Source organism: Bordetella muralis (assembly GCF_054781015.1).
The window spans coordinates 35,250-57,824 of the sequence record NZ_BAAGVF010000001.1 but is presented as its reverse complement, the minus strand read 5'-3'; the positions used below and the strand labels follow the sequence as shown (position 1 = coordinate 57,824).

General features: G+C 58.7%; 20 protein-coding genes and 1 pseudogene. 12 read left to right on the top strand and 9 right to left on the bottom strand.

The window, feature by feature from the left end:
• Nucleotides 1-87 precede the first annotated feature (87 nt).
• Nucleotides 88-1,173, top strand: coding sequence for an isocitrate/isopropylmalate dehydrogenase family protein (locus tag ACYVIT_RS00335; RefSeq protein ID WP_415806945.1), 1,086 nt, complete (start codon nt 88-90; stop codon nt 1,171-1,173).
• A gap of 38 nt (nt 1,174-1,211) precedes the next feature.
• On the opposite strand, the gene ACYVIT_RS00330 is transcribed toward ACYVIT_RS00335, so the two are convergent.
• Nucleotides 1,212-2,159: a hypothetical protein gene (locus ACYVIT_RS00330; RefSeq protein ID WP_415806944.1), complete on the bottom strand. Its 948-nt coding sequence runs from the start codon at nt 2,157-2,159 to the stop codon at nt 1,212-1,214.
• A gap of 487 nt (nt 2,160-2,646) precedes the next feature.
• Here ACYVIT_RS00330 and ACYVIT_RS00325 point away from each other — a divergent pair, with 487 nt between their 5' ends.
• The 3 genes from ACYVIT_RS00325 to ACYVIT_RS00315 all read left to right on the top strand — a co-directional run bounded on the left by ACYVIT_RS00325 (nt 2,647) and on the right by ACYVIT_RS00315 (nt 4,453).
• Nucleotides 2,647-3,201, top strand: a complete 555-nt coding sequence (locus tag ACYVIT_RS00325) for an MbcA/ParS/Xre antitoxin family protein (RefSeq protein ID WP_415806943.1) — start codon at nt 2,647-2,649, stop codon at nt 3,199-3,201.
• A 116-nt stretch (nt 3,202-3,317) separates the two neighbouring features.
• Nucleotides 3,318-3,617: an AzlD family protein gene (locus ACYVIT_RS00320; RefSeq protein WP_094823883.1), complete on the top strand. Its 300-nt coding sequence runs from the start codon at nt 3,318-3,320 to the stop codon at nt 3,615-3,617.
• A 35-nt stretch (nt 3,618-3,652) separates the two neighbouring features.
• Nucleotides 3,653-4,453 (top strand): AzlC family ABC transporter permease, encoded by an 801-nt coding sequence (locus ACYVIT_RS00315; protein ID WP_415806942.1) that lies wholly within the window; start codon nt 3,653-3,655, stop codon nt 4,451-4,453.
• Nucleotides 4,454-4,554: 101 nt separating this feature from the next.
• Here ACYVIT_RS00315 and ssb read toward each other — a convergent pair whose 3' ends face one another.
• Nucleotides 4,555-5,061, bottom strand: coding sequence for a single-stranded DNA-binding protein (gene ssb, locus ACYVIT_RS00310; protein WP_094823885.1), 507 nt, complete (start codon nt 5,059-5,061; stop codon nt 4,555-4,557).
• A gap of 367 nt (nt 5,062-5,428) precedes the next feature.
• Here ssb and ACYVIT_RS00305 point away from each other — a divergent pair.
• Nucleotides 5,429-5,611: pseudogene (locus ACYVIT_RS00305) on the top strand (type II toxin-antitoxin system RelE/ParE family toxin); the annotation flags it as partial.
• A gap of 63 nt (nt 5,612-5,674) precedes the next feature.
• Entirely contained in the window at nt 5,675-5,836 is a 162-nt protein-coding gene (locus tag ACYVIT_RS00300) for a hypothetical protein (RefSeq protein ID WP_415806941.1), read from the top strand.
• Nucleotides 5,837-5,991: 155 nt separating this feature from the next.
• On the opposite strand, the gene ACYVIT_RS00295 is transcribed toward ACYVIT_RS00300, so the two are convergent.
• The 3 genes from ACYVIT_RS00295 to ACYVIT_RS00285 all read right to left on the bottom strand — a co-directional run bounded on the left by ACYVIT_RS00295 (nt 5,992) and on the right by ACYVIT_RS00285 (nt 10,191).
• Complete coding sequence (locus ACYVIT_RS00295; RefSeq protein ID WP_415806940.1) at nt 5,992-8,196, bottom strand: phosphocholine-specific phospholipase C; 2,205 nt, start codon at nt 8,194-8,196, stop codon at nt 5,992-5,994.
• Nucleotides 8,197-8,225: 29 nt separating this feature from the next.
• Nucleotides 8,226-8,426 carry a hypothetical protein gene (locus ACYVIT_RS00290; RefSeq protein WP_415806939.1) on the bottom strand — a complete coding sequence of 67 codons (201 nt, stop codon included), beginning with the start codon at nt 8,424-8,426 and terminating at the stop codon, nt 8,226-8,228.
• A gap of 430 nt (nt 8,427-8,856) precedes the next feature.
• Nucleotides 8,857-10,191, bottom strand: a complete 1,335-nt coding sequence (locus ACYVIT_RS00285) for an MFS transporter (RefSeq protein ID WP_415806938.1) — start codon at nt 10,189-10,191, stop codon at nt 8,857-8,859.
• Nucleotides 10,192-10,414: 223 nt separating this feature from the next.
• On the opposite strand from ACYVIT_RS00285, the gene cyoA reads away from it, so the two are divergent.
• From cyoA to ACYVIT_RS00260, 5 genes are all read left to right on the top strand, one after another.
• Complete coding sequence (gene cyoA, locus ACYVIT_RS00280) at nt 10,415-11,458, top strand: ubiquinol oxidase subunit II (protein ID WP_415806937.1); 1,044 nt, start codon at nt 10,415-10,417, stop codon at nt 11,456-11,458.
• Nucleotides 11,459-11,529: 71 nt separating this feature from the next.
• On the top strand, nt 11,530-13,533 hold the full coding sequence (cyoB, locus tag ACYVIT_RS00275; protein WP_415806936.1) for a cytochrome o ubiquinol oxidase subunit I: 2,004 nt from the start codon (nt 11,530-11,532) through the stop codon (nt 13,531-13,533).
• A complete protein-coding gene (gene cyoC, locus ACYVIT_RS00270; protein WP_415806935.1) occupies nt 13,526-14,167 on the top strand; it encodes a cytochrome o ubiquinol oxidase subunit III in 642 nt (213 codons plus the stop codon). The genes cyoB and cyoC overlap by 8 nt, the downstream gene beginning before the upstream one ends.
• Nucleotides 14,164-14,577, top strand: a complete 414-nt coding sequence (gene cyoD, locus ACYVIT_RS00265; protein WP_415806934.1) for a cytochrome o ubiquinol oxidase subunit IV — start codon at nt 14,164-14,166, stop codon at nt 14,575-14,577. The genes cyoC and cyoD overlap by 4 nt, the downstream gene beginning before the upstream one ends.
• The gene (locus tag ACYVIT_RS00260; RefSeq protein WP_415806933.1) at nt 14,577-15,362 is read left to right on the top strand and encodes an SURF1 family protein; all 786 of its coding nucleotides are present in this window, start codon (nt 14,577-14,579) and stop codon (nt 15,360-15,362) included. Before cyoD ends, ACYVIT_RS00260 begins: the two co-directional genes overlap by 1 nt.
• Nucleotides 15,363-15,484: 122 nt before the next feature.
• Here ACYVIT_RS00260 and ACYVIT_RS00255 read toward each other — a convergent pair whose 3' ends face one another.
• A complete protein-coding gene (locus ACYVIT_RS00255; RefSeq protein ID WP_415806932.1) occupies nt 15,485-16,669 on the bottom strand; it encodes an MFS transporter in 1,185 nt (394 codons plus the stop codon).
• Nucleotides 16,670-16,740: 71 nt separating this feature from the next.
• On the opposite strand from ACYVIT_RS00255, the gene uvrA reads away from it, so the two are divergent.
• The gene (gene uvrA, locus ACYVIT_RS00250) at nt 16,741-19,593 is read left to right on the top strand and encodes an excinuclease ABC subunit UvrA (RefSeq protein WP_415806931.1); all 2,853 of its coding nucleotides are present in this window, start codon (nt 16,741-16,743) and stop codon (nt 19,591-19,593) included.
• A gap of 57 nt (nt 19,594-19,650) precedes the next feature.
• Here uvrA and ACYVIT_RS00245 read toward each other — a convergent pair whose 3' ends face one another.
• From ACYVIT_RS00245 to ACYVIT_RS00235, 3 genes are read right to left on the bottom strand one after another with little or no spacing between them, the layout of a single operon-like run.
• Nucleotides 19,651-20,775, bottom strand: a complete 1,125-nt coding sequence (locus ACYVIT_RS00245; RefSeq protein ID WP_415806930.1) for a deoxyguanosinetriphosphate triphosphohydrolase — start codon at nt 20,773-20,775, stop codon at nt 19,651-19,653.
• A gap of 22 nt (nt 20,776-20,797) precedes the next feature.
• The gene (gene aroB, locus ACYVIT_RS00240) at nt 20,798-21,874 is read right to left on the bottom strand and encodes a 3-dehydroquinate synthase (protein WP_415806929.1); all 1,077 of its coding nucleotides are present in this window, start codon (nt 21,872-21,874) and stop codon (nt 20,798-20,800) included.
• Nucleotides 21,871-22,491, bottom strand: a complete 621-nt coding sequence (locus tag ACYVIT_RS00235; protein ID WP_415806928.1) for a shikimate kinase — start codon at nt 22,489-22,491, stop codon at nt 21,871-21,873. The genes aroB and ACYVIT_RS00235 overlap by 4 nt, the downstream gene beginning before the upstream one ends.
• Between the last annotated feature and the right edge of the window lie 84 nt (nt 22,492-22,575).

The following is a 22,575-nucleotide window of genomic DNA, read 5'->3' as shown; positions in this document are numbered from 1 at the left end:
GCATACACTTGACGTAACCGACCCTCCGTGCAAGTGTTGCAATCAAGAAACACCACACCCCAATCAATAATGAGGAGACAGCAGCAAATGGCCAAATATGAAATTGTGACGATCGACGGCGATGGTATCGGCCCCGAAGTCTGCCAATCCGCCATCACCGTGCTGAAAGAAGCCTGCGGGTCCGACTTGTTGTCTTTCAGTAGCCATGAAGGCGGCGCCGATCATTACGTCAAATCCGGCCATGTCCTCCCTGATGACACCTACGCCGCCTGCAAAGCGGCCGACGCCATCCTGCACGGCGCCGCCGGCATGCCAGGAGTGACCTATCCTGATGGCACCGAAGTCGGCAACGATCTGCACCTGCGCCTGCGCTTTCGCCTGGATCTGTATGCCAACGTACGCCCTATCCGACTGTACCAGGGCGTGGACTCGCCCCTGAAATACTTCCAGCCCGGCCAGATCGACTATGTGATCGTGCGTGAAAACACCGAGGGCCTTTATGCCAGCCGCGGCGGCGGCATCGTGCTGCGCGATGAACTGGCCACCGACACCATCGTCGTCACACGCAAAGGCATCGAGCGCGTCGCGCGTTTCTCATTCGATTTGGCGCGTTCGCGAAGAGGTGCGCCGCGCGACGGCAAGCGCCGGGTCACCGTCTGCGACAAGGCCAATATCCTGCGCAGCTACGCATTTTTCCGCAACGTATGCGATGACGTCGCACGCAGTTATGACGACGTGGAAATCGACTACGCCTACGCCGATGCCATCACCGTACACATGCTCAAGCGTCCTGACACCTTTGATGTGATCGTCGCCGAGAACATGTTCGGCGACATTATTTCGGATCTGGGCGCTGGCACCATCGGCGGCATGGGGCTCTCGCCTTCGGCCGAACTGGGTGACCAGCACGGCTTGTTCCAAGGCGCGCATGGCTCGGCCCCCGACATTGCAGGACAAAACGCAGCCAGCCCATTGGCCACGATCCTCTCAGGCGCGATGATGCTGCGCTGGTTGGGAGACACGCATCATGACGGCACCCTGCGCGATGCCGCCCATCGCATCGAATCTGCCGTGGAAAAGGTGCTCGCACAAGGCGAATATGTCCCGCGAGATCTAGGCGGCAAAGCCAGTTGCACGGAGATGACCCAGGCTGTTTGCCGCGCGCTGGCGTGAGCGATTGGCCGGCGATTTGGAGCCGCTTGTCGCAGATATCACTCTACACGAGTCTCATATCTGTCGGCAGCGCCATCTCGAGTCATGAGGATGAACTCGCTCCGTGCCCCATCGTGATAAATCACACGATCCTTTAGGATGTCCATGCCGATATACCCATAGGTGAGGATGCCTCTCTCATTGATCGTTGGATTGGGAACAACTGGCTGCGATCTGAAAATCTTCCCATTGATACTCAGATCGATAAGACGCATGTATTCGTCTTGCTGGAGTTCGGCTCCGAACATATCCATCGTCCTGCCGCTCTTCGGCCCTTTCGGTTTGGAGTCGATTAATGAGGAAAGGACGTTGGTCACGGATGCACCAGTATCGACGATCAACGGAATCTTGCTTCCATCGAGTTCGACGTGAATCCCCATGACACCGTACGGATTCGGAATAGTGGCTCCTCGGCGCACATCAAGACCACTGCCTGAACGGATGTCGAATGATGGACTGGTAAAAAAACAGTTCTTTTCCAAGTCGATAACAACAGCGTTATTTTGTGCAAGTGCTTGAGGGCTGAGAATCCCTGAATAACCGTCAGCAGCGAGAACCGAGCCCCGTACTACGTGGAACTCATGACGTAGAGCGTTTCCACGATCATCCTCCAATGTTGCTTTAGCTGCCTGGGCATCGACCGAGGCAACATGCGCATCGAGTCGATGGACATCAGGGCCGGGAGTTTCGTCGAGCAAAGCTGTCTCCCACAGGATACTCACGCTGGCCCTCGTATCCAGCATCATCTTAGCGATCTTGCCGTTGACCAAAACGTGAACGGTCGGATTGGCCTTGCTATGAATGTCATCGTACTCGATGACGCTTTCGAATTGCGCTGGGCTTGCTGTCCAGTCGGAGGCGCAACTGGCTATCTCCGCCGCTCCCTGAAAGGGCGAGCTAAGCGCGACCAAGAACATAAGCCAGATAGTGGGATTGGGAATTTTCATTGCCGTGGCGCCGCCGCTTCGGTACGGTGGTTATAAGAGTGGTAGTAGACGGAATCGCCCCGTTTGATTAGAGGGCCGATTCAGAAATTTGGCACGTATTGTCCAGTACAGCAAAGATGATCAGCAATCAGACTGGTCTCGTATCGCGTCGATTTTTCAGGCTGTCTCTAACGCCTAAGACCCGAATTAGTTCAGGCCTCTAAACAGCTCGGTTTGGATGATCTTCACCCCGCATTACCAGAATTTTTCCAGCAAATGTGCCGAAGCGCCTTCGGATAGGCGGTCGGATCGGTCTGGTAATAGCGAAAACTCTGGCAGCCCCCATTTGCAAATCCCGTCGAGCGGAATAGCCTTTGCTCACGTTGACTCAGTTCACGTGCCGTTCCGCTCGGCGCAATTCGTCTTTGTGCTTTGACTGAATGCAAGCACGGATCACACTATTGCCGCGCGCGGTGCAGCCGACTCATAAAACATCAGGAGACTTCGCATGTCCACGCAGACGATACTTTGGATCCCTATTGCACATAGGAAATACGCCGAAGCCAACGGCGCAAAATATGATTCCGAACAGGGCGTATGGTACGTGGAGGGTGAAATACCATCCGCACTCGTCGAATACATCGCGCTAGCTCCCCGCACGCGCGACTATACGAAAGAGGCAGTGCCGAGTTGCCCAATCTGCGGTCATGCGATGGTGTGGATCAATACCAAGAAGCCGTTCTGGGGCTGCAGCCAATACAAGAACACGGATTGCCGAGGCTCTCGTCCCGGAGACTACGCGGCACGCTATCCAACCAGGTTCGCAGCGCCTAAATCCATCTCGAACAACGCTGCCGGCAGTTCAACATTTGTGCGTGGTATTCACCTGACTCGAATTCTGTCGCTGCTGCGCCGTTGCGTTCAAAACAATGACAAGATATTGATCTGGTTAAACGAGAACCGAACCGAGTTCAGAGGAAAGAGCGCCTTGGAACTCATGGGAACCAAAGAAGGCCTTCGGCGCGTCGAAGCATTCATTCTCGAAGCCTTCGACGTGTCGTAAAGAATAAAGGCCAGTCGTTCAACTGCGTGTAGTTTCCGGTCTGCGCGCAAACCCCATACCCGTTATCATGAGCTATTCCGTGCCTAACCCTAACGCAAGCGCACCGAGCCCCTCTCATGATCGACCCGGCGAATTTATTGGCCATCGTCCTGATGGCATCCGTGACCTATCTCACACGTATCGGCGGCTATATTCTGCTGCGCAACCGCAGCCTTGGCCCGCGCGCCACAGCGGTGCTGGAATCCGCGCCCGGCTGTGTGCTGCTAGCTGTCATTGCCCCGGTCTTTGTCTCTGACAAGCCTTCCGACCTGATCGCGCTGGCGCTGACCGTTGTTGCCGCAACGCGGCTTGCTCTCTTGCCCACAGTCCTGATCGGTGTTGTCAGCGCCGCCTTGCTGCGCCACTTCATGTCCTGACGCTCACCCTAACGTTTCGACTTACCGGCCATCCCATGCCCACCGCCAAAAAGCCAGGCGCCGCCGTACAACCGTTGTCCGATCATGCCACGCCCTGGGCCCAATGCTGCGCAGGCGCGCTTGCCAGTCTGCCGGTGCTGTTCGGCATCATTCCCTTTGCCCTGGTCCTGGGCGCGCAAGCCGCGCAAAAAGGACTGACGCCATTCGAAGTCCCATTACTGACCGGCCTGAACTTTGCAGGCGGTTCGGAATTCGCGGCGCTAGGCCTGTGGGCCGCGCCACCGCCGTTATTGCTGATCATGGCGGTGACATTCCTGGTCAATAGCCGCATGCTGGTCATGGGCGCGGCCTTGACACCCTTTTTGCGCCACTTGCCCAAGCGCAAGGTCCTGCCCTCACTGTTCCTGATGACCGATGCCAGTTGGGCGCTATCCATGGCCGATACGCGGCGGCGCGCGCAATTGGGCATAGAGCCTGCCTTCAGCCTGGCCTACTACATGGGCACCTCTTTAGTGTTCTATGTGGCATGGATCGGCTGCACGACGCTGGGCGCAATACTGGGGCCCCTGCTCGGCCATCCCGAGGCCTATGGCCTGGACATGGCCTTTCCGGCAGTGTTTCTGGTCATGCTCAGAGGCATGTGGCGCGGCGTGCGGCGAGCCGTGCCGTGGCTGGTGAGCCTGCTGGCCGCCATCGTCACCTACAAACTGGTGCCGGGCGCCTGGTATGTCGCCGCCGGTGCGATGGCGGGTATTGCCACGGCGGTCGTGTGGACGCCGAAATCGCAAAAAAGGCCTGACACACATACGCCAGCAGAGACGAGATCGCCTGAATAAACAACGAATACCGATCGACACGGCCTGCCTCCGTGCCAAAGAAAAACCCGCGCCTCGTGAAAGGCGCGGGTCCTGTACCCCAGCAAAAGGGATTTTTTGATTTAGAACGGAATATCGTCGTCCATATCGGCCAGGTTAGCCGCGCCACCTGCTGCAGGCGCTGCGGCAGCCGCCGGGCGCTGCGCCGGCGGACGCTGGGCCGGGGCGCGCTGTTGACGCGGTGCGCCCTCGTCGTAACCGCCACCGCCAAAGCCGCCTTCACCGCCGCCCTCGCGGCCGCCCAGCATTTGCATCTGGTCGGCGACGATTTCGGTGCTGTAACGGTCAGCGCCGGTGTCCTTGTCTTGCCATTTGCGGGTTTTCAGACGGCCTTCGATGTAAACCGGACGGCCTTTCTTCAGGTATTCACCCGCGATTTCGGCCAGGCGGTTGTACATCACCACACGGTGCCACTCGGTTTCCTCGCGGCGCTCACCGCTGGCCTTGTCCTTCCATTGCGAAGTGGTCGCGATGGAAACATTGCAAATCGCCGCGCCATCCGGGCTGTAACGAACTTCGGGGTCGCGTCCCAGATTGCCGACGAGAATGACTTTATTGACCGATGCCATGATGACGATTTTCCTCTAATGCCCCAGGGCAACCGACGTTGCCCCACGGACATGAAATTGCATGATTTTCCGAACTTGCCAGAACTAAACCGAAGTTATTGCACATTCCGGCCCTGATACTGCCGGGGGATGATGTATCAAGTTGTACGAACGCGTACCGCGCTATCCCCTACCGAGCGTTACCGTAAGCTTACCGCACGTTGTGATTATTTTAGTGGGGCCGGAGCGCGGAAACGTCCCACCTCATAAATACTTCCTTCAATGAGCTTCGGGAAATCGGACCCACAGAACGCTGTGCTAAGGCATTCGACGCTTCCGTGTTGATGCAGGCTGCGTAAGAATATGCATTTGACGGAATAGTGTTTAAAAGCACGAAGGAAGACCGTACCGGGTGCTTTATGCGTTTGACCCTCGCCGCTGCGCCATCCGCCTGTTGGGCCGTGACAAGACGGGCGATGACCGTTGGTACGACACGCATGTGCCGATAGCCGACAAACTGTACGACATGCACATCGAGACGTTGAGAAAGGAAGGGCAGATCAATAGCTAGGAAATTCAGTGAATTGCGCGCCACAAAGCCCGCAAAGTAACGCAAGTCGAAGTCGCCAGGGCTATGAGCGTGGAACAGGCCGCCGTCTCGAAACTGGAACGCCGCGGCGACATGTACGTCAGTACGCTGCGTGAATACGTCAAGGCGCTTGGCGGGGAGTTAAAACTAGTGGCTTCGTTCCCCGATGCAGAGATTCAGGTTCACCCTTTCGAGGCGGCACACTAACCTTCGATCACTTATGGCTCGGATCCTGGGGCGGCTTGCGCTCCGACGAGAAGGGAAACTTGAACTGCTGTCCTCCGAAACGACAAGTCATCTCGGAGGGCAGGTTTCACACACTGCAGGGAAGCGAACCGTGTAACTCTCGGTCCAGGGATTACTTAGAACCCTTCAAACCCCATAGCAGGATCGCTGATGCCATCTGCGCCGGTTTCCACGCGGCCGGCAAATCGACGGCTCCAGCCAGGCAGGGCCGCACACGTCACAGTGAAGTCATACCAACGTTTGCTGCTCGCGAGGTCCCAATGAATATCCTCGGAGGCGCCTGCTGCCACCGAGACTATCCATGGGCCTTCGTTGAAGTACGCGTTGGCCTTGATGGTAAAGCTGGCATCGCCAGTGCCATTGTTCATCGTCGTCAGATAGACGTTGCCATTGGCGATGTCGTAGCACACGCGGACTTCGGGTGCGACAGCGGTTTGCGCAGCCTGAGCGGTCAAGTCACCCTTGAATGCGCGGTGAAACCCGTTGGGTCCCAAAACCCACAAGTCGTATTCGCCAGCATCGTTGCTGGTGTCCCAAACGTCATCCAACTGCATATCGGGCTGAACCATATAGCGCCGCGGAATCCGGTCCAGGTGCAAGCGGTCATAGACGTGATAAACCGCAGCCTGTTTCCCCGTATTGGAAAAAATCAATTGGACAGTGCCCGCAGAGGAATCCGCACGTGCACTGACATGCAGTTCATAAGGCAATGCACGTGACGGACGCTCGCCAGGCTCCTGGTCTGGCAAGGACTGAGGATTAGGCAGCGGCACTGCACCCAGGGCCTCTTGCGCGGAAATCAATGCGTCGGCTGCCTCTTTGGTCGTGCGGCCCGACAACGCCGGAAACTCTGCGTTCGGCGTAGCGAAATTGAACGCGCTCGTCAGATCGCCGAACACCGCGCGGCGATACGGACTGATATTGGTTTCGGCGACACCAAAGCGTGCCTCCAGGAAACGCAGCACCGAGGTGTGATCGAACTGCTGCGAGTTCACCCAGCCACCCTTGCTCCACGGTGAAATCACGTACATCGGCACGCGCGGCCCTGGCCCATAGCAATCCCCGTCAGGCGCCGGCATGTTCGAGTTGTCCACTTCTGCGTGCGTGTAATACTCGTACGACAGCTCGTCATCGCTCAACGTGGTCTTGCCGGCCTTGGCACCCGTTGCGTCCATGGACGGTGCGCACGGCGGCGGCAGGTGATCAAAGAAGCCATCGTTCTCGTCAAAGTTCACGATCAGGACGGTCTTGCTCCACACCTCGGGATTCGCGGTCAACGCATCCAGCACTTCCTGCGTGTACCACGCGCCTTGCGCAGGACTTGAAGGTCCGGGGTGTTCCGAATACGTCGCAGGTGCGACGATCCAGGTGACCTGACGCAGCTTGTTGTTCAGCACGTCTTCTTTAAACGTCGTGAGGAAGCCTCCGTCGGGCATGGTGTTTGCGATGCCCTTGTACAAGGGCGCGATCGCGTCGTCGGTCGAGGCATCGTAGGCGGGATTGTTATCCACATCGTGATAGACCGGCTTGCCCGAATCCAGATTCGCTTGGCGATATTGCTTAAAGCCAATCAACGGATTATCGGTGAAGTTGCCCGGGACGTTTTGATAGACCATCCACGTCACGCCCGCTTTTTCCAGGCGCTCGGGATAGGTCGTCCAGTTGTAGCCCGTCGTGTTCAGGTCCGTGGTCGAATTCAATCCATCCCACTCGTTGTTGACCACCACTTTGCCATCGGTCGTCGTTGCGCCGTTGGTGCCGGTCATATGAAAGAGGCGATTCGTATTGGTGCCGCCATGCAGCGAGCAAAAATACGCATCACAGATCGTGAACGCATTGGCCAAGGCATATTGGAACGGCGCTTCCTGTTCCGTGAAATAGCCCATCGATTGCTGTTCTTTGTACGTAGGCCATTGATTCATACGGCCACAATCCCAGGCATTGCGGGCATCCACCCACGAATGCGGGGTACCGCTGACGCGTTGCGCATTGCCTTCGGACTGATCCAGATGATAGGGCAACACCAGTGCACCGTTGGCGTCTTTCTGTTGCCATACATTCAAACCGGCGCTGAGCGGAATAGGAAACCGGTCACCGAATCCGCGCACGCCCGACAAGGTGCCGAAATAGTTATCGAACGAACGGTTCTCTTGCATCAGGATCACGACGTGCTCGACGTCCATGATCGTGCCCGTGGCATTGTTGGCCTCGATCGCCAGCGCGCGGCGGATGCTGGGCGGGAACATGCTGAGGGCAGCCGTTGAAAAAGTCGCACCGAAGCTCGTGCGCAGAAAATTTCGCTTCGAATGATTGATCGTCATATCAGGATCTGCAACATGTTATCCAGGGCTCAAGGCGCACAGCGCAATTGCGGCGGCGTCGAGGTATCGGGCGTGGAGGTGTCGGGAGGCGTGCCGGTGTTGTCATTCGAGTCGTCATCGCTGCCGCTGCCGCAACCTGCAAGCACGCACGTAAGCCCAACGATGGCGAGCAACACCCGGGCGTGGCGTACGTATCTGGCGCACGCCCATTCAGTCGATTCTGGTTTCATAAGAAATGGAAAACTCGAGAGGATGATTGGAAACACAGTCGACACGCCGAGCCTGAGACGCTGCACACTGCAGCACCATGATGTTGCGCTGGCACGCACAGCACAGCGAGAACCCTCGTCACGCAGCGATGACTATGTGTCGCCTCTTGCTAGCCAAGAGACTGAGAAATTCTAGGAAGGCAGAGAAACGGGACCGTTACAGCGAGTCGATAAATGCTGATAGGCTCATCGAAGTATTTGGGCTATTGATTCAGCTTCCAGACAGCTTCATCAATCGCCACGGTCATCGTGCGCGCAAAGAAAAACGCGTGGCTGGCCGGCAAATCGGCAGCGCACGCGCCCAGGCAAAGAAAATCATATGGCGATCGTCATATGGCTAACACATGACAACGATCGAACGAATGAAACAGACAGACCGATAAAGCGGCGATCAGTCGCGTGTTTCGAGGACTTTGTTGATGCGCAGTGCCAGCAAGGTGCACACCGTGCCCGACAGCAGATAAACACTCACGGCCACCAATCCAAACCGTGCCGACAAACCCAAGGCGACCAGCGGCGCAAAGGCCGCGCCGATCAGCCACGCCATGTCCGTGGTCAGAGCCGCGCCCGTGTAGCGATAACGCCGGATGAAGTTGGCCGTCACGGTTCCCGAAGCCTGGCCATAAGACAACCCCAACAGCACAAAACCGATCAGGATGAACGCGTTCTGTGCGCTGGGTCCACCACCCAATAGCCACGGCGTAAACAGCGCATAAATGCTGATCAGTACCGCCAACAAGCCCAGCGTAGTACGGCGTCCGATACGGTCGGCCACCATGCCCGAGGCGATAATCCCCAGGATGCACAACACTGCCCCGACGATCTGTACGATCAACACCTGGGGAATTTCTTGCGACTCGCGGATCGCGATCCACGACAACGGGAACACCGTCACCAAGTGGAACAGCGCATAGCTGGCCAACGCGGCAAAAGCGCCAATGAACATGTTATAGCCCTGATCCCGCACCATCTCGCTGACAGGGATGGGCTCGAGTTCGCCTTCTTCGAGCAGTTGCGTATATTCCTCTGTGACCACCAGGCGCAGCCGCGCAAAGAGCGCCACGACGTTGATCGCGAACGCCACAAAGAACGGATAGCGCCAACCCCAGGCGAGAAAGTCTGCCTCGGTCAGCGTGACATGCAAAAAGAGAAACAGCGCGCTGGCGACCATGAAGCCCACAGGCGCCCCCAACTGCCCCAGCATCGCATACCAGCCGCGACGATTGGATGGAGCATTGAGCGCCAGCAGCGAGGGCAGCCCGTCCCACGATCCGCCAAAGGCCAGGCCCTGCATGCAACGAAAGATGGACAGCAACACGATGGCATAGGGCCCTATCAGCTCGTAGCTGGGCAAAAATGCCATGCCTACGGTCGCGGTGCCCAGCACGAACAATGCCACCGTCAGCTTTGTGGCGCGGCCCCAGTGCCGCTGAATGGCCATCGAGACGACCGTGCCGACAGGACGCATGATGAAGGCGAATGAAAAGATCACGAATGACCAGATCGTGCCTTGCAAGGGCCCTTCAAAGGGGAAAAACACCCTGGGAAAAACCAGTACGCACGCAATGCCGAAAACAAAGAAATCGAAATACTCGGACGCTCTGCCCACCACCACGCCGACGGCAATTTCGCTGGGCGCGACCTTGGCGTGACTACCCTGTCCGTTGGGCAACGGTGCGCCAGGAACAGGGGGAATATGACCAGGATATTGCGTAGTGGTCGACATGAGCTAGCTCGCAAAAAGAAGGGCTGGGTACACCTTGTCTACGATCTTGCAACATACGGCTAGTAGGGTACGCTCATGTCAGGGAGGGCCGCAAGCGTCTTGGCATGACTCTGTCTGCCATACACGTCGATTCATAGACAAAATACGCTGGGCGCTAGATTTTTCTTCATATCCAGCGTAGTGTTGCGCTTACTTCCCACGGTTACGTTTTCGGGGTTTGGCCATGCCGTCTTTCCCAAGGCTCCGCGGATTGATCCTGTTTGCCCTCGTGCCCTTGCTGGCCGGGTGCGACGCGGTATTGCTATCGCCCTCTGGCGATATTGCCCTGCAGCAACGTAATCTCATCATCATCTCGACCGTCCTGATGCTGTTGATCATCGTGCCGGTCATCGCGCTGACGTTTCTGTTCGCGTGGCGCTATCGCGAAACTAACCAGTCCGCCCATTACGATCCCGACTGGAATCACTCGACCGTACTCGAATTGCTGATCTGGGCCGCGCCGCTGCTCATCATCATTGCGTTGGGCGCATTGACTTGGGTCAGTACGCACCAGCTCGATCCATACCGGCCTCTGGCCAGAGTCGCCGAAGGCCGCGCCGTGCCGCCAGATACAAAACCGCTGGTAGTAGAAGTCGTCGCACTGGACTGGAAATGGCTGTTCCTCTACCCCGAACAGGGTATCGCGACGGTCAACGAGATGGCGGCGCCCGTTGACCGTCCCATTCAGTTCAAGATCACCTCGTCATCGGTCATGAATTCCTTTTTTGTGCCCGCGCTGGCAGGTCAGATCTATGCCATGCCAGGCATGCAGACCACACTGCATGCCGTGATCAATCACCCCGGCACCTACGAAGGCCTGTCTGCCAACTACAGCGGCGCCGGGTTCTCGGGCATGCGCTTTGCATTCCATGGTGTCGATCAAGCCGGATTCGACAAATGGGTAGAGAACGCGCGCGCTGCGGGCAATACGCTCGGCCGCGATACTTACTTGCAGTTGGAACAACCCAGCGAGCGCAACCCCGTGACGCGATACGCGAGCGTCGCACCCGGCCTGTTTGACGCCATCGTCAACCGATGCGTAGAGCCCAATCGTATGTGCATGAAAGACGTCATGGCCATTGACGCTCAAGGCGGTTTGGGAATCCCGGGCGTCTACAACGTGACGAGCCTGGATCCGACCGTGCGCGAACGCCTCGGGTTGACGCAAACGCCCTCGCGTAAATATGTGGGCTCCATGTGTACTTCGCCGGCGCAATTACTGCTCTGACAGGGCCAGCCATTGGCATGGGCCGAGTACCGATGGAGTCGTGAAATGATGGTCTTTAGCCTGAGATCGAGATGACTGATCAAACAGACCTTACCCGCCTGATCTTCGGTCGACTGACCTGGGAATCCATTCCGTATCATGAGCCCATCCTGGTCGTGACTTTTATTGTCGTGGCCCTCGGAGGCATCGCGGTGTTGGGCGCCATCACCTACTTCGGGAAATGGGGCTATCTCTGGCGCGAGTGGTTCACCAGCATCGATCATAAGAAGATCGGGATCATGTACATGATTCTGGGCATCATCATGCTGCTGCGCGGATTCTCCGATGCCATCATGATGCGCTCACAACAGGCCATTGCATTCGGGGATTCCGCGGGATATCTGCCCCCGCATCATTACGATCAGATCTTCACCGCGCACGGTGTGATCATGATTTTCTTTGTCGCCATGCCGTTGGTCACGGGGCTGATGAACTACATCGTGCCCTTGCAGATCGGCGCGCGCGATGTGGCGTTTCCGTTTCTGAACAACTTCAGTTTCTGGATGACGACCGCTGGCGTCATTCTGGTGATGTTGTCGCTGTTTATCGGCGAGTTCGCCAAGACGGGATGGTTGGCGTATCCACCCTTGTCGGGCATTGCGCATAGTCCGGATGTCGGGGTGGATTACTACATCTGGGCGTTACAGATCGCCGGTGTGGGAACACTGCTGTCAGGCGTCAATTTACTGGTCACGATCGTCAAGATGCGTGCGCCGGGCATGACGATGATGCGCATGCCGATTTTCACGTGGACGGCGCTGTGCACCAACGTGCTGATCGTGGCGGCCTTTCCGGTCTTGACCGCGGTGCTGGCGCTATTGACGATGGATCGCTATGTAGGCACGAATTTTTTCACGGCGGATTTCGGCGGCAACGCCATGATGTACGTGAACTTGATCTGGATCTGGGGCCATCCCGAGGTCTATATCCTGATCTTGCCGGCCTTCGGCATTTTCTCCGAGGTGGTGGCGACGTTCTGCCGCAAGCGATTGTTTGGTTACGCGTCCATGGTGTATGCCACGGTCGTGATCACCGTGCTGTCATATCTGGTCTGGCTGCACCATTTTTTCACCATGGGATCCGGGGCCAGCGTCAATTCGTTTTTCGGGATCACGACGATGATCATCTCGATCCCGACAGGCGCGAAGATTTTCAATTGGCTGTTCACGATGTACCGCGGGCGAATTCGATTCGAAGTCCCCATGCTGTGGACGATGGGCTTTATGGTCACCTTTGTGATCGGCGGCATGACGGGCGTGCTGCTGGCGGTGCCGCCTGCGGATTTCGTGCTGCACAACAGTTTGTTCCTGATAGCGCACTTCCATAACGTCATCATCGGCGGCGTGCTCTTCGGCCTGATGGCAGGCATCACCTACTGGTTCCCGAAAGCGTTCGGCTACAAACTGGATCCCTTCTGGGGCAAATGTTCGTTCTGGTTCTGGCTGGTGGGTTTCTATGTCGCCTTCATGCCGCTGTATGCACTGGGGTTGATGGGCGTGACCCGTCGCGTGAACCATTTCGACGATGCCTCACTGCAGATATGGTTTCAGGTCGCGGCGTTCGGCGCGTTCCTGATCGCCCTGGGAATCGCCAGCTTCCTGATTCAATTGGTGGTGAGCTATCGCCGCCGCGAATCGCTGCGCGACTTCACGGGCGATCCTTGGGGGGGCCGCACGCTGGAATGGTCCACCTCGTCACCGCCGCCAAGCTATAACTTTGCCTTTACGCCACGCGTCCACGATCAAGACGCATGGGCGCAAATGAAGCAGTACGGCTATCAGCGGCCGCAACAGGGCTTTATCCCCATCCATATGCCTAGAAACACCTGGGCCGGCATTGTGCTGGCCGGCATCAGCATGGTGATGGGATTTGCGCTGATCTGGCACATGTGGCCGTTGGCGATTCTCTCGTTTGCGTCCCTGATCGTGGTGGCAATCATCCATACCTTCAACTACAAGCGCGACTACTACGTGCCGGCCGAAGACGTCGTGCAGACCGAAGCCGCGCGCACCCGGTTGCTGGAACAACATGTCTGATACCTTGGCCCCTCCCCTGACCGGCAGCGGCACGCCGCCGTCCGAGCCCGTGTTCTACGTTCCAGGCGAACACCACCCCAAGAACGGCACCTTGTTGGGGTTCTGGGTGTACCTGATGAGCGACTGCCTCATCTTTGCCTGCCTATTTGCGACCTATGGCGTGCTGGGGCGCAATTATGCGGCAGGCCCATCGGGCGCGGATCTGTTTGACCTGCCGCTGGTGGCGGTCAACACCTCGTTGTTGCTGCTGTCGTCGATCACGTACGGCTTTGCGATGCTGGAAATGCGCAGCAAACGCGTCGGCATGGTCCAACTGTGGCTCGCCATTACCGGGATCTTGGGCCTGGGCTTTCTATCACTGGAAATGTATGAGTTCGTACACCTGATCGAGCAAGGCGCCGGGCCGCAGCGCAGTGCGTTCTTGTCGTCTTTCTTTACCTTGGTCGGCACCCACGGTCTGCATGTGACCTTTGGCATTGTCTGGTTGGTCACACTGATGATGCAGGTAAACAAACACGGACTGATCCCGGAAAACCGCCGGCGGCTGATGTGCTTGTCCATGTTCTGGCACTTTCTGGATCTGATTTGGGTCGGCGTGTTCACCTTTGTCTATCTGATGGGAATACTGCCATGACCCAGCATACCGAGAATCTGGCGGACCGCGGCATGGGCCATCATCACGATCATGGGCACCACGACGATCATGATGACGTTGGTCATGGCACCTTCAAAAGCTATGTCACGGGCTTTGTCCTGGCCGCGATTCTGACTGCCATTCCCTTCTGGTTGGTCATGGGCAAAGTCATGGAAAGCTCGCGCACTACTGCGCTGGTGCTGCTCGCCTTTGCCGTCGTGCAGATCGTGGTGCACATCGTCTACTTTCTGCACTTGGACACCAAGGCCGAAAGCGGCTGGAACATGTTGGCATTCATTTTTACCCTGGTACTCGTTGTCATCACGCTTAGCGGATCGATCTGGATCATGTATCACCTGGATTCGAATATGATGCCCATGTCTGTTCACGACATGCGAAATATGCCTTGATGACTCCAGGAAAAGCAGAAACCCAATCCCCCGCTCCCCGTCCCCGCAGTACCGTCACCCTGATCGTCTTCGGGGTGATTGCGCTCGCCATTTTTGCCGCGCTCTGCGCGCTGGGCACATGGCAAGTCCATCGTCTTGCCTGGAAAGAAGCCCTCATCGCCAGCGTCGACGCGCGCGTGCACTTGCCTGCGGTGCCTGCACCGCCCGAGGCCGACTGGCCGGCCTTGACCTATGACAATGCGGAATACCGCCACGTCACCGTGTCCGGCCAATATGAGTTTGATCGGCAGACCCTGGTCCAGGCGGTCACCGACCTGGGCGGCGGCTACTGGGTCATGACCCCGTTGCGACTGGCCGACGGCAGCACGATTTTGATCAACCGCGGCTTTGTTTTGCCCGAATGGCGCAAAAACCCGCCTGTGGAGACCGCCCCCGCGGAACCGGCGCAGGTCACGGGTCTGTTGCGCATGGGTGAGTCCGGCGAGGCCTTTTTGCGGAATAATGACCCGGCTGCCGATCGCTGGTACACGCGTGACCTGCAGGCCATTGCAACGACGCGCCAGTTGATCCGTGTCGCCCCGTATTTCATCGATGCGGATGCCGCCAGCAATGGCAACAACCGGGATCCCGCGCGTGCGCCCGTAGGCGGATTGACTGTGCTCACGTTTGCCAACAGCCACCTGAGCTATGCCATTACGTGGTATGCCCTGGCCGTGATGCTGCTGGTGGGAGTCTGGATTGTGGTGCGCGAGGAAAAACGGCGGCGCAAAGGCATACAGTCGTAAAACCGTTCGAGACGTCCGGTTTCAGGTGGCGTTGCCTCGTCCGGCGCAGTGATACGGCCGCTGGCGTGTTTAGCCAGACCCGTGCCGTGACGAAGAAGCCCTGCGCAACTACCCTGCTGGGTTCACGGCAGTGGCTTCAATGCCCACGTCACGGCCAGCCACAGCACCGACAGACCCGCCGCCCCCAGGAACACGGCATTCGTACCCACATGCGCGGCCAGCCAGCCGCCCAGCGCACCGCCGCAGAACAAGCCTGCAGCCTGGGCGGTGTTGTAAAAGCCTAGCGCCAGGCCCTTGTACTGGGCAGGCGCCACGCGCGACACCAGCGACGGCTGCAAGGCCTCCAGCACGTTGAATGCCACGAAAAAGGCCGTCATCACGAGCGCCAGGGTATAGAAACCCTGACTGGCCATGGGCAGCAGCGCGCACACCACTATCAACCCGGCTACAGCAGCGCGTAGCGCGCCCCGGTGCGCCCGGCGGCGTTCAGCGATAAAGATCACGGGCACCATCAGGACGAATGACACCACGATGATGGGAAGATAGACCTTCCATAGCGCTTGCGCGTCCAACCCTCCGGTATGCGCCAGCAAGGCTGGCACCACGACAAAAAGCGCGACTTGGGTACAGTGCAGGACGAATACGCCGAAATTCAGGCGCAGCAAATCGGTATGGGCCAGGACAGCACGCGGGCCCGCATTGTTCATACTGCGCGCGTCGGTCCGAGGGACGACCGGCACGACCCAGCGCGCAACGGCCAGGCTGGCTACGCCCAGACAGGCGATCGTCCAGAACAAGCCGGACAAGCCCCACCACCCTACCAGCAAGGGCGAGAGCACCAGCGACACGGCAAACGACAAGCCGATAGAACCGCCCACCATAGCCATGGCGCGCGTACGCACCTCATCGCGTGTCGCGTCGGCCAGCCAGGCGGTAACGGCGGCGGAAATGGCGCCGGCGCCCTGAATGGCACGGCCTATGGTGATCCAGAACACGTCCTGCGCCTGGGCGCACACGACACTGCCAATGATGAATAGCACCAGGCCGGCGATCACGACGGGACGCCGTCCCCAACGGTCCGACGCCAGGCCAAACGGAATCTGCATGAAGGCCTGAGTCAGCCCATACATGCCCAGCGCCAGCCCTACTTTCATGGGGTCGTCGCCCCCCGGCAGGCCACGAGCCGCGACGGCGAATACCGGCAGCAATAGGAACAGGCCCAGCATCCGGCAGGCAAACAGGCCGGCGAGCGCTACGCTGGCGCGCCTTTCAGACGGGGTCAACTTCAGTTTGGGTTCGGCCGGCATGCAACAGGGATGGAAAAAGCCTCAGCGCGCTATAGTACCAAGTTGGCCTTTGAAACTGCTGAATCTGCCCGATGAACGCGATACGCATCCGGGGTGCTCGCACCCACAACCTCAAAAACGTCTCGCTGGACCTGCCTCGCCACAAGCTCGTGGTGGTAACAGGGCTGTCTGGCTCGGGCAAATCATCGCTGGCTTTTGACACCTTGTACGCCGAGGGGCAGCGCCGCTACGTGGAAAGCCTGTCGGCCTATGCCCGGCAGTTCCTGCAATTGATGGATAAACCCGATGTCGATCTGATCGAGGGCCTGTCCCCGGCGATTTCCATCGAGCAAAAAGCCGCGGGCCATAACCCTCGCTCGACCGTTGGCACCATTACCGAGATTCATGACTACCTGCGTCTGCTGTATGCGCGGGTAGGCACCCCCTACTGCCCGGATCACGGCCTGCCGTTGCAGGCGCAGAGTGTGAGCCAAATGGTGGATGCCGTCCTGGCCTGGCCCGATGAAACGCGTCTTGCCGTCCTGGCGCCGATTGCCCGGGCACGTAAAGGCAGCTTCGAGGACGAGTGCGCCAGCCTGCAAGCCCAAGGCTATGTGCGGCTGCGCGTGGACGGACAAATGCAGGAAATCAGCGAGATGGCGCCGCTGAAGAAAAACGAAAAACACGACATCGATGTGGTGATCGACCGGCTGCGCATTCGGTCCGAAAGCAAACAACGGCTGGCAGAAAGCTTCGAAACCGCCATGCAGCTGGCCGACGGCCGTACGGTGGCGCTGGATATGGACAGTGGCCGCGAACAGGTATTTTCCAGCCGCTATGCCTGTCCCGTATGCAGCCACAGCCTGCCCGAACTGGAGCCGCGCCTGTTCAGCTTCAACAATCCGATGGGCGCCTGCCCTTCCTGTGACGGCATTGGGCAAGTCGGTTTTTTTGATCCCAAGCGCGTAGTGGCATTTCCCGAGCTCAGTCTCACGGCAGGTGCGGTGCGCGGCTGGGACCGCCGCAATGCGTTTACGCATTCGCTGTTGACGAGTCTGGCGGCGCATTATGAGTTCGACATCGAAACGCCTTTCGAAGAACTGCCGGAGGACGTGCGCCACAAGGTTCTGTACGGCTCGGGCGAAGAAGAAATCGCCTTTCTCTACCTGAATGAAAAAGGCCGCAGCACGGTCAAACGGCACGCGTTCGAAGGCATCATCCCCAACCTGGAACGCCGTTGGCGCGAAACTGATTCACCCACAGTGCGCGAGGAGCTCGGCAAGTATCGCAATATCAAGACCTGCCCCGATTGCGGCGGCTCGCGTTTGCGCGCCGAAGCGCGCCACGTGCTGATCGGCACCGATCCGCGAGGAGGCGAACGCCACGGCCAGGCGATATATGAAGTCGAGGCGATGCCGCTATCGGATTGCCTGGCTTGGTTCCGCGCGCTGACATTGACGGGCGCCAAGCAGGAAATCGCGCAACGCATTGTGCGCGAGATCGAGGCGCGGCTGAGTTTTCTGAACAACGTGGGGCTGAATTATCTGTCGCTGGACCGCAGCGCCGATACGATCTCTGGTGGTGAGGCGCAGCGTATCCGTCTGGCGAGCCAGATCGGCTCGGGTTTGACGGGGGTGATGTATGTGCTCGACGAGCCCTCTATCGGTCTGCATCAGCGCGACAACGATCGCCTGATCGGCACACTGCAGCACTTGCGCGATCTAGGCAATAGCGTCATCGTCGTCGAACACGATGAGGACATGATCCGCTTGGCCGACTGGGTTGTGGATATGGGCCCGGGCGCAGGTGAACATGGTGGCCAAGTGGTAGCGCAGGGTACGCCCGAAACAGTCCAGGCAGACCCTGCCTCGCTTACCGGCCAGTATCTGAGCGGCACACGTGCGATCGAAATTCCCAAACGGCGTCCGATCAACGATGAGCAGCCATGGCTGGTGCTCGAAGGCGCCAGCGGCAACAACCTCAAAACCGTCGATCTGCGTATTCCTGCTGGCCGTCTGGTTTGCGTGACGGGTGTATCAGGGTCCGGCAAATCCACCCTGGTCAACGACACACTGGCAGTGGCGGTATCGCGCCAATTGCATCACGCGCAAAGCGAACCCGCGCCCTATGTGTCTCTCACCGGGCTGGAGCATTTCGACAAGATCATCAGCGTCGATCAAAGTCCCATCGGCCGCACGCCTCGCAGCAACCCCGCCACGTATACGGGGCTGTTCACGCCGATCCGTGAATTGTTTGCGGGCGTACCGGAAGCACGCACGCGTGGCTATGATCCCGGACGCTTCAGTTTTAACGTCAAGGGCGGACGTTGCGAGGCCTGCCAGGGCGATGGCGTGGTCAAAGTCGAAATGCACTTTCTGCCGGACATGTACGTGCCCTGCGATGTGTGTCATGGCAAACGCTATAACCGCGAAACCCTGGAAATCCGTTACCGGGGCCGCAATATCAGCGAGGTCCTGGATCTGACGGTCGCCCAGGCGCTGGAATATTTTGAGTCCGTGCCCGCCATCGCCCGCAAACTCCACACGCTGATGGACGTGGGACTGTCATACATTCGCCTGGGACAAAGCGCGACAACGCTATCGGGCGGGGAAGCGCAACGGGTCAAGCTTTCGCTGGAACTGTCTCGCCGCAGTACCGGACGCACGCTTTATATCCTGGACGAACCCACCACCGGCCTGCATTTCCGCGATATCGAGATGCTGCTGCAGGTATTGAATCAACTGGTCGACAGCGGCAATACCGTGCTGATCATCGAGCACAATCTGGACGTGATCAAAACCGCCGATTGGCTGGTCGATATGGGCCCCGAGGGGGGCGATGGCGGCGGCATGGTTGTTGCCACCGGCACGCCAGAAGACGTCGCGGCCAATCCGAACAGCCATACCGGGCACTATCTCGGACGCGTACTGCAACGTGGCAAGTAATTCCGGCACAGAGTTGCCGATGTCCTTCGCGGACATCGGCCGCGCTCTGGCCGACGATCAACGCATGTCAAACAAGCGCCGGTGCTCGCGGATCGCGTAGCGGTCCGTCATACCGGCAATGTAGTCGGCAATAGCGCGCGCCTGGTGCGGTTCATCGCGCCGATGATCGGGCGGCAGCAAACGCGGGTCAGACAAAAATGCCTCAAATAGCTCTCGAACGATGCGGCGCGCTTTTGTGGTCATGCGCATCACACGATAGTGGCGATACAGGTTATCGAACAGAAAGCGCTTGAGTTCATCAGCCTCGCGGCGCACCTCATCGGAAAACCCCGCCAAGGGCGGCGACCGGCGCACCGCATCGCTATCGATTGGAGCCGTGTCGGCGATGCGAGCCAATGAGGTTGCCGTCAAATCGACGATCAGCGTGTTGATCATGCGACGCACGGTCTCGGCAATGGCACGGCGCGAGGCCAATTGCGGATAACGTTCGACCACCTCTCGATGATGACGCGCAAAGATGGTCACGTCTTGCATCTGTTCGATCGTGATCAGCCCCGAGCGCAAACCATCGTCGATGTCGTGATTGTTGTAAGCAATCTCGTCGGCCAAATTCGCTAACTGCGCCTCCAGCGACGGCTGAGTACGATTCAGAAACCGCTCGCCCACATCGCCTAATTGGCGAGCGTGCACCACGGAGCAATGCTTCAAGATACCTTCGCGCGTTTCGAAGCAGAGATTCAGGCCGCTGAAGTCTGCGTAACGTTCCTCGAGTTCATCGACAACGCGCAGGCTCTGCAGATTGTGTTCAAAGCCGCCTGCCTGCGGCGCCAGTTCACGCATGCAGGCATTCAGTTCATCCTGCCCGGCGTGGCCGAATGGCGTATGGCCCAGGTCATGCGCCAACGCAATCGCTTCGGTCAGATCTTCGGAGAGCCGCAAGCTGCGCGCCAGCGTACGTGCAATCTGCGCGACTTCCAGGCTATGCGTCAGGCGCGTCCGAAAAAGATCGCCCTCATGATTCACGAAGACCTGCGTCTTGTATTCGAGACGACGAAAGGCCGTGCAATGAATGATGCGATCGCGATCGCGTTGGAACTCAGTCCGATTCTGTGGCGGCGACTCGGCGTGTCGCCGCCCTCGTGTCGCTAAAGGGTCAGATGCGTAGCAGGCCAATTCGGTCATCGTGAGCATCCTCCCTGGGGATTTACTGGACGGTGCGAGCCAGTACGCGGTGCACGGCCTCCAGCGGCGCCGTCTGCGTGATGGCTTGACCAATACTGGGCATCAGCACAAAGCGTATCTCGCCGCCTTCGGTCTTTTTATCGACCTGCATCAACGCGAGCCATCGGTCGGCCCCCAGATCCGGCGCCACCACAGGGCAGCCAATGGCCTGCACCAGATCTCGCACACGCGCCACGTCCGCCTGCGGGAAACCGGCCACCTCGGCCGATAACTCGGCTGCCTGCACCATGCCACAGCCTACGGCTTCGCCATGGAGCCATTCACCGTATCCCAGGCCGGACTCGATGGCATGGCCAAAGGTATGGCCCAGATTCAGAATGGCACGCAGACCGGATTCGCGCTCGTCCTTGCCGACAACGTGCGCCTTTAGCTCGCAAGAGCGGCGAATCGCATAGGCCAGCGCCGCGGGATCCAGAGCACGCAGGGCGGCTGCGTTGTCCTCACACCAACGCCAAAACTCGGCATCCAGAATCAAGCCGTATTTGATGACCTCGGCCAAACCCGCCGATACCTCGCGCGCGGGCAACGTGGCCAAAACGTCCGTGTCGATCTCGACCGCGATCGGCTGATAAAAAGCGCCGATCATGTTCTTGCCCAGGGGATGATTGACCGCGGTCTTGCCGCCGACCGACGAATCGACTTGCGCCAACAAGGTCGTAGGCACCTGAAGAAAGCGAATCCCACGCATATACACGGCCGCGGCAAAGCCCGTCATGTCGCCAATCACACCGCCGCCCAAAGCTACCAGCACGGCACGGCGATCCAGGCGATGCGTCAACAACGCATCGAAAATCAGATTCAATGTCTGCCAGTCTTTGTGCGCCTCGCCGTCCGGCAGTTCGATGCGCAACACACGGCGGCCCGTGCGCGCCAACGCCGCCTCCACACGTTCGCCATACAAGGCGGACACGGTGGGATTGGTCACGATGGCAATCGCTGTGGCATCGGCAGGAATGGACTGATCCAGCACATCCAGCCGGCCCGGCCCGATATGAATGGGATAGCGTCCGCCGGGGGTATCGACATCAACAACGGTCATAAATTCTTCTCGTAGGCTTGCAGCAAGGGCAGTATCGATTTCACCAACTGGGATACCGGCATCGTACCGGTATCAATCACCAAATCGGCCACGTCTTCGTATAACGGCGCACGTTTGACCATCAGATCACGCAGGGTGCCGCGCGGGTCGGCATTGGCCAGCAACGGGCGATTGCGATCGCGGCTGGTGCGCCGGAACAACTCGTCGAGGCTGGCGCGCAAATATATGACCACGCCGCGCTCGCTCAGCATGCGGCGGTTGTCGGCCGCCAGAATGGCCCCGCCGCCTGTCGCCAGGACAATACCGCGCCGGCTAGAGCAATGATCCAGCGCCGCCGCTTCGCGCTTGCGAAACCCGTCTTCGCCTTCGATCTCAAAGATGATCGGCACCCGTACCCCGCAACGGGCTTCGAGCTCATGGTCCAGATCGATGAATTCGCGTCCTAGCGCCCGGGCCAGTCCTCGGCCAATAGTCGTCTTGCCCGCCCCCATCATCCCCACGAGAAAGATGGGCAGATCGTGCGGCAAGCTCGTGCAAGGGCCGGTTTCTGCGGCGGCGCAGACGTTCTCGGCTGGTTCCGCGCCGGCGGCGGATGCTATATTGGCAGGGACGTTCATGCTGGCATTATCCCATTGCCAGCCGGTTGCTCGCTTACCACACTGAACGAATTTGTTACAGAAACCCAGTAACGGCCATCAAGC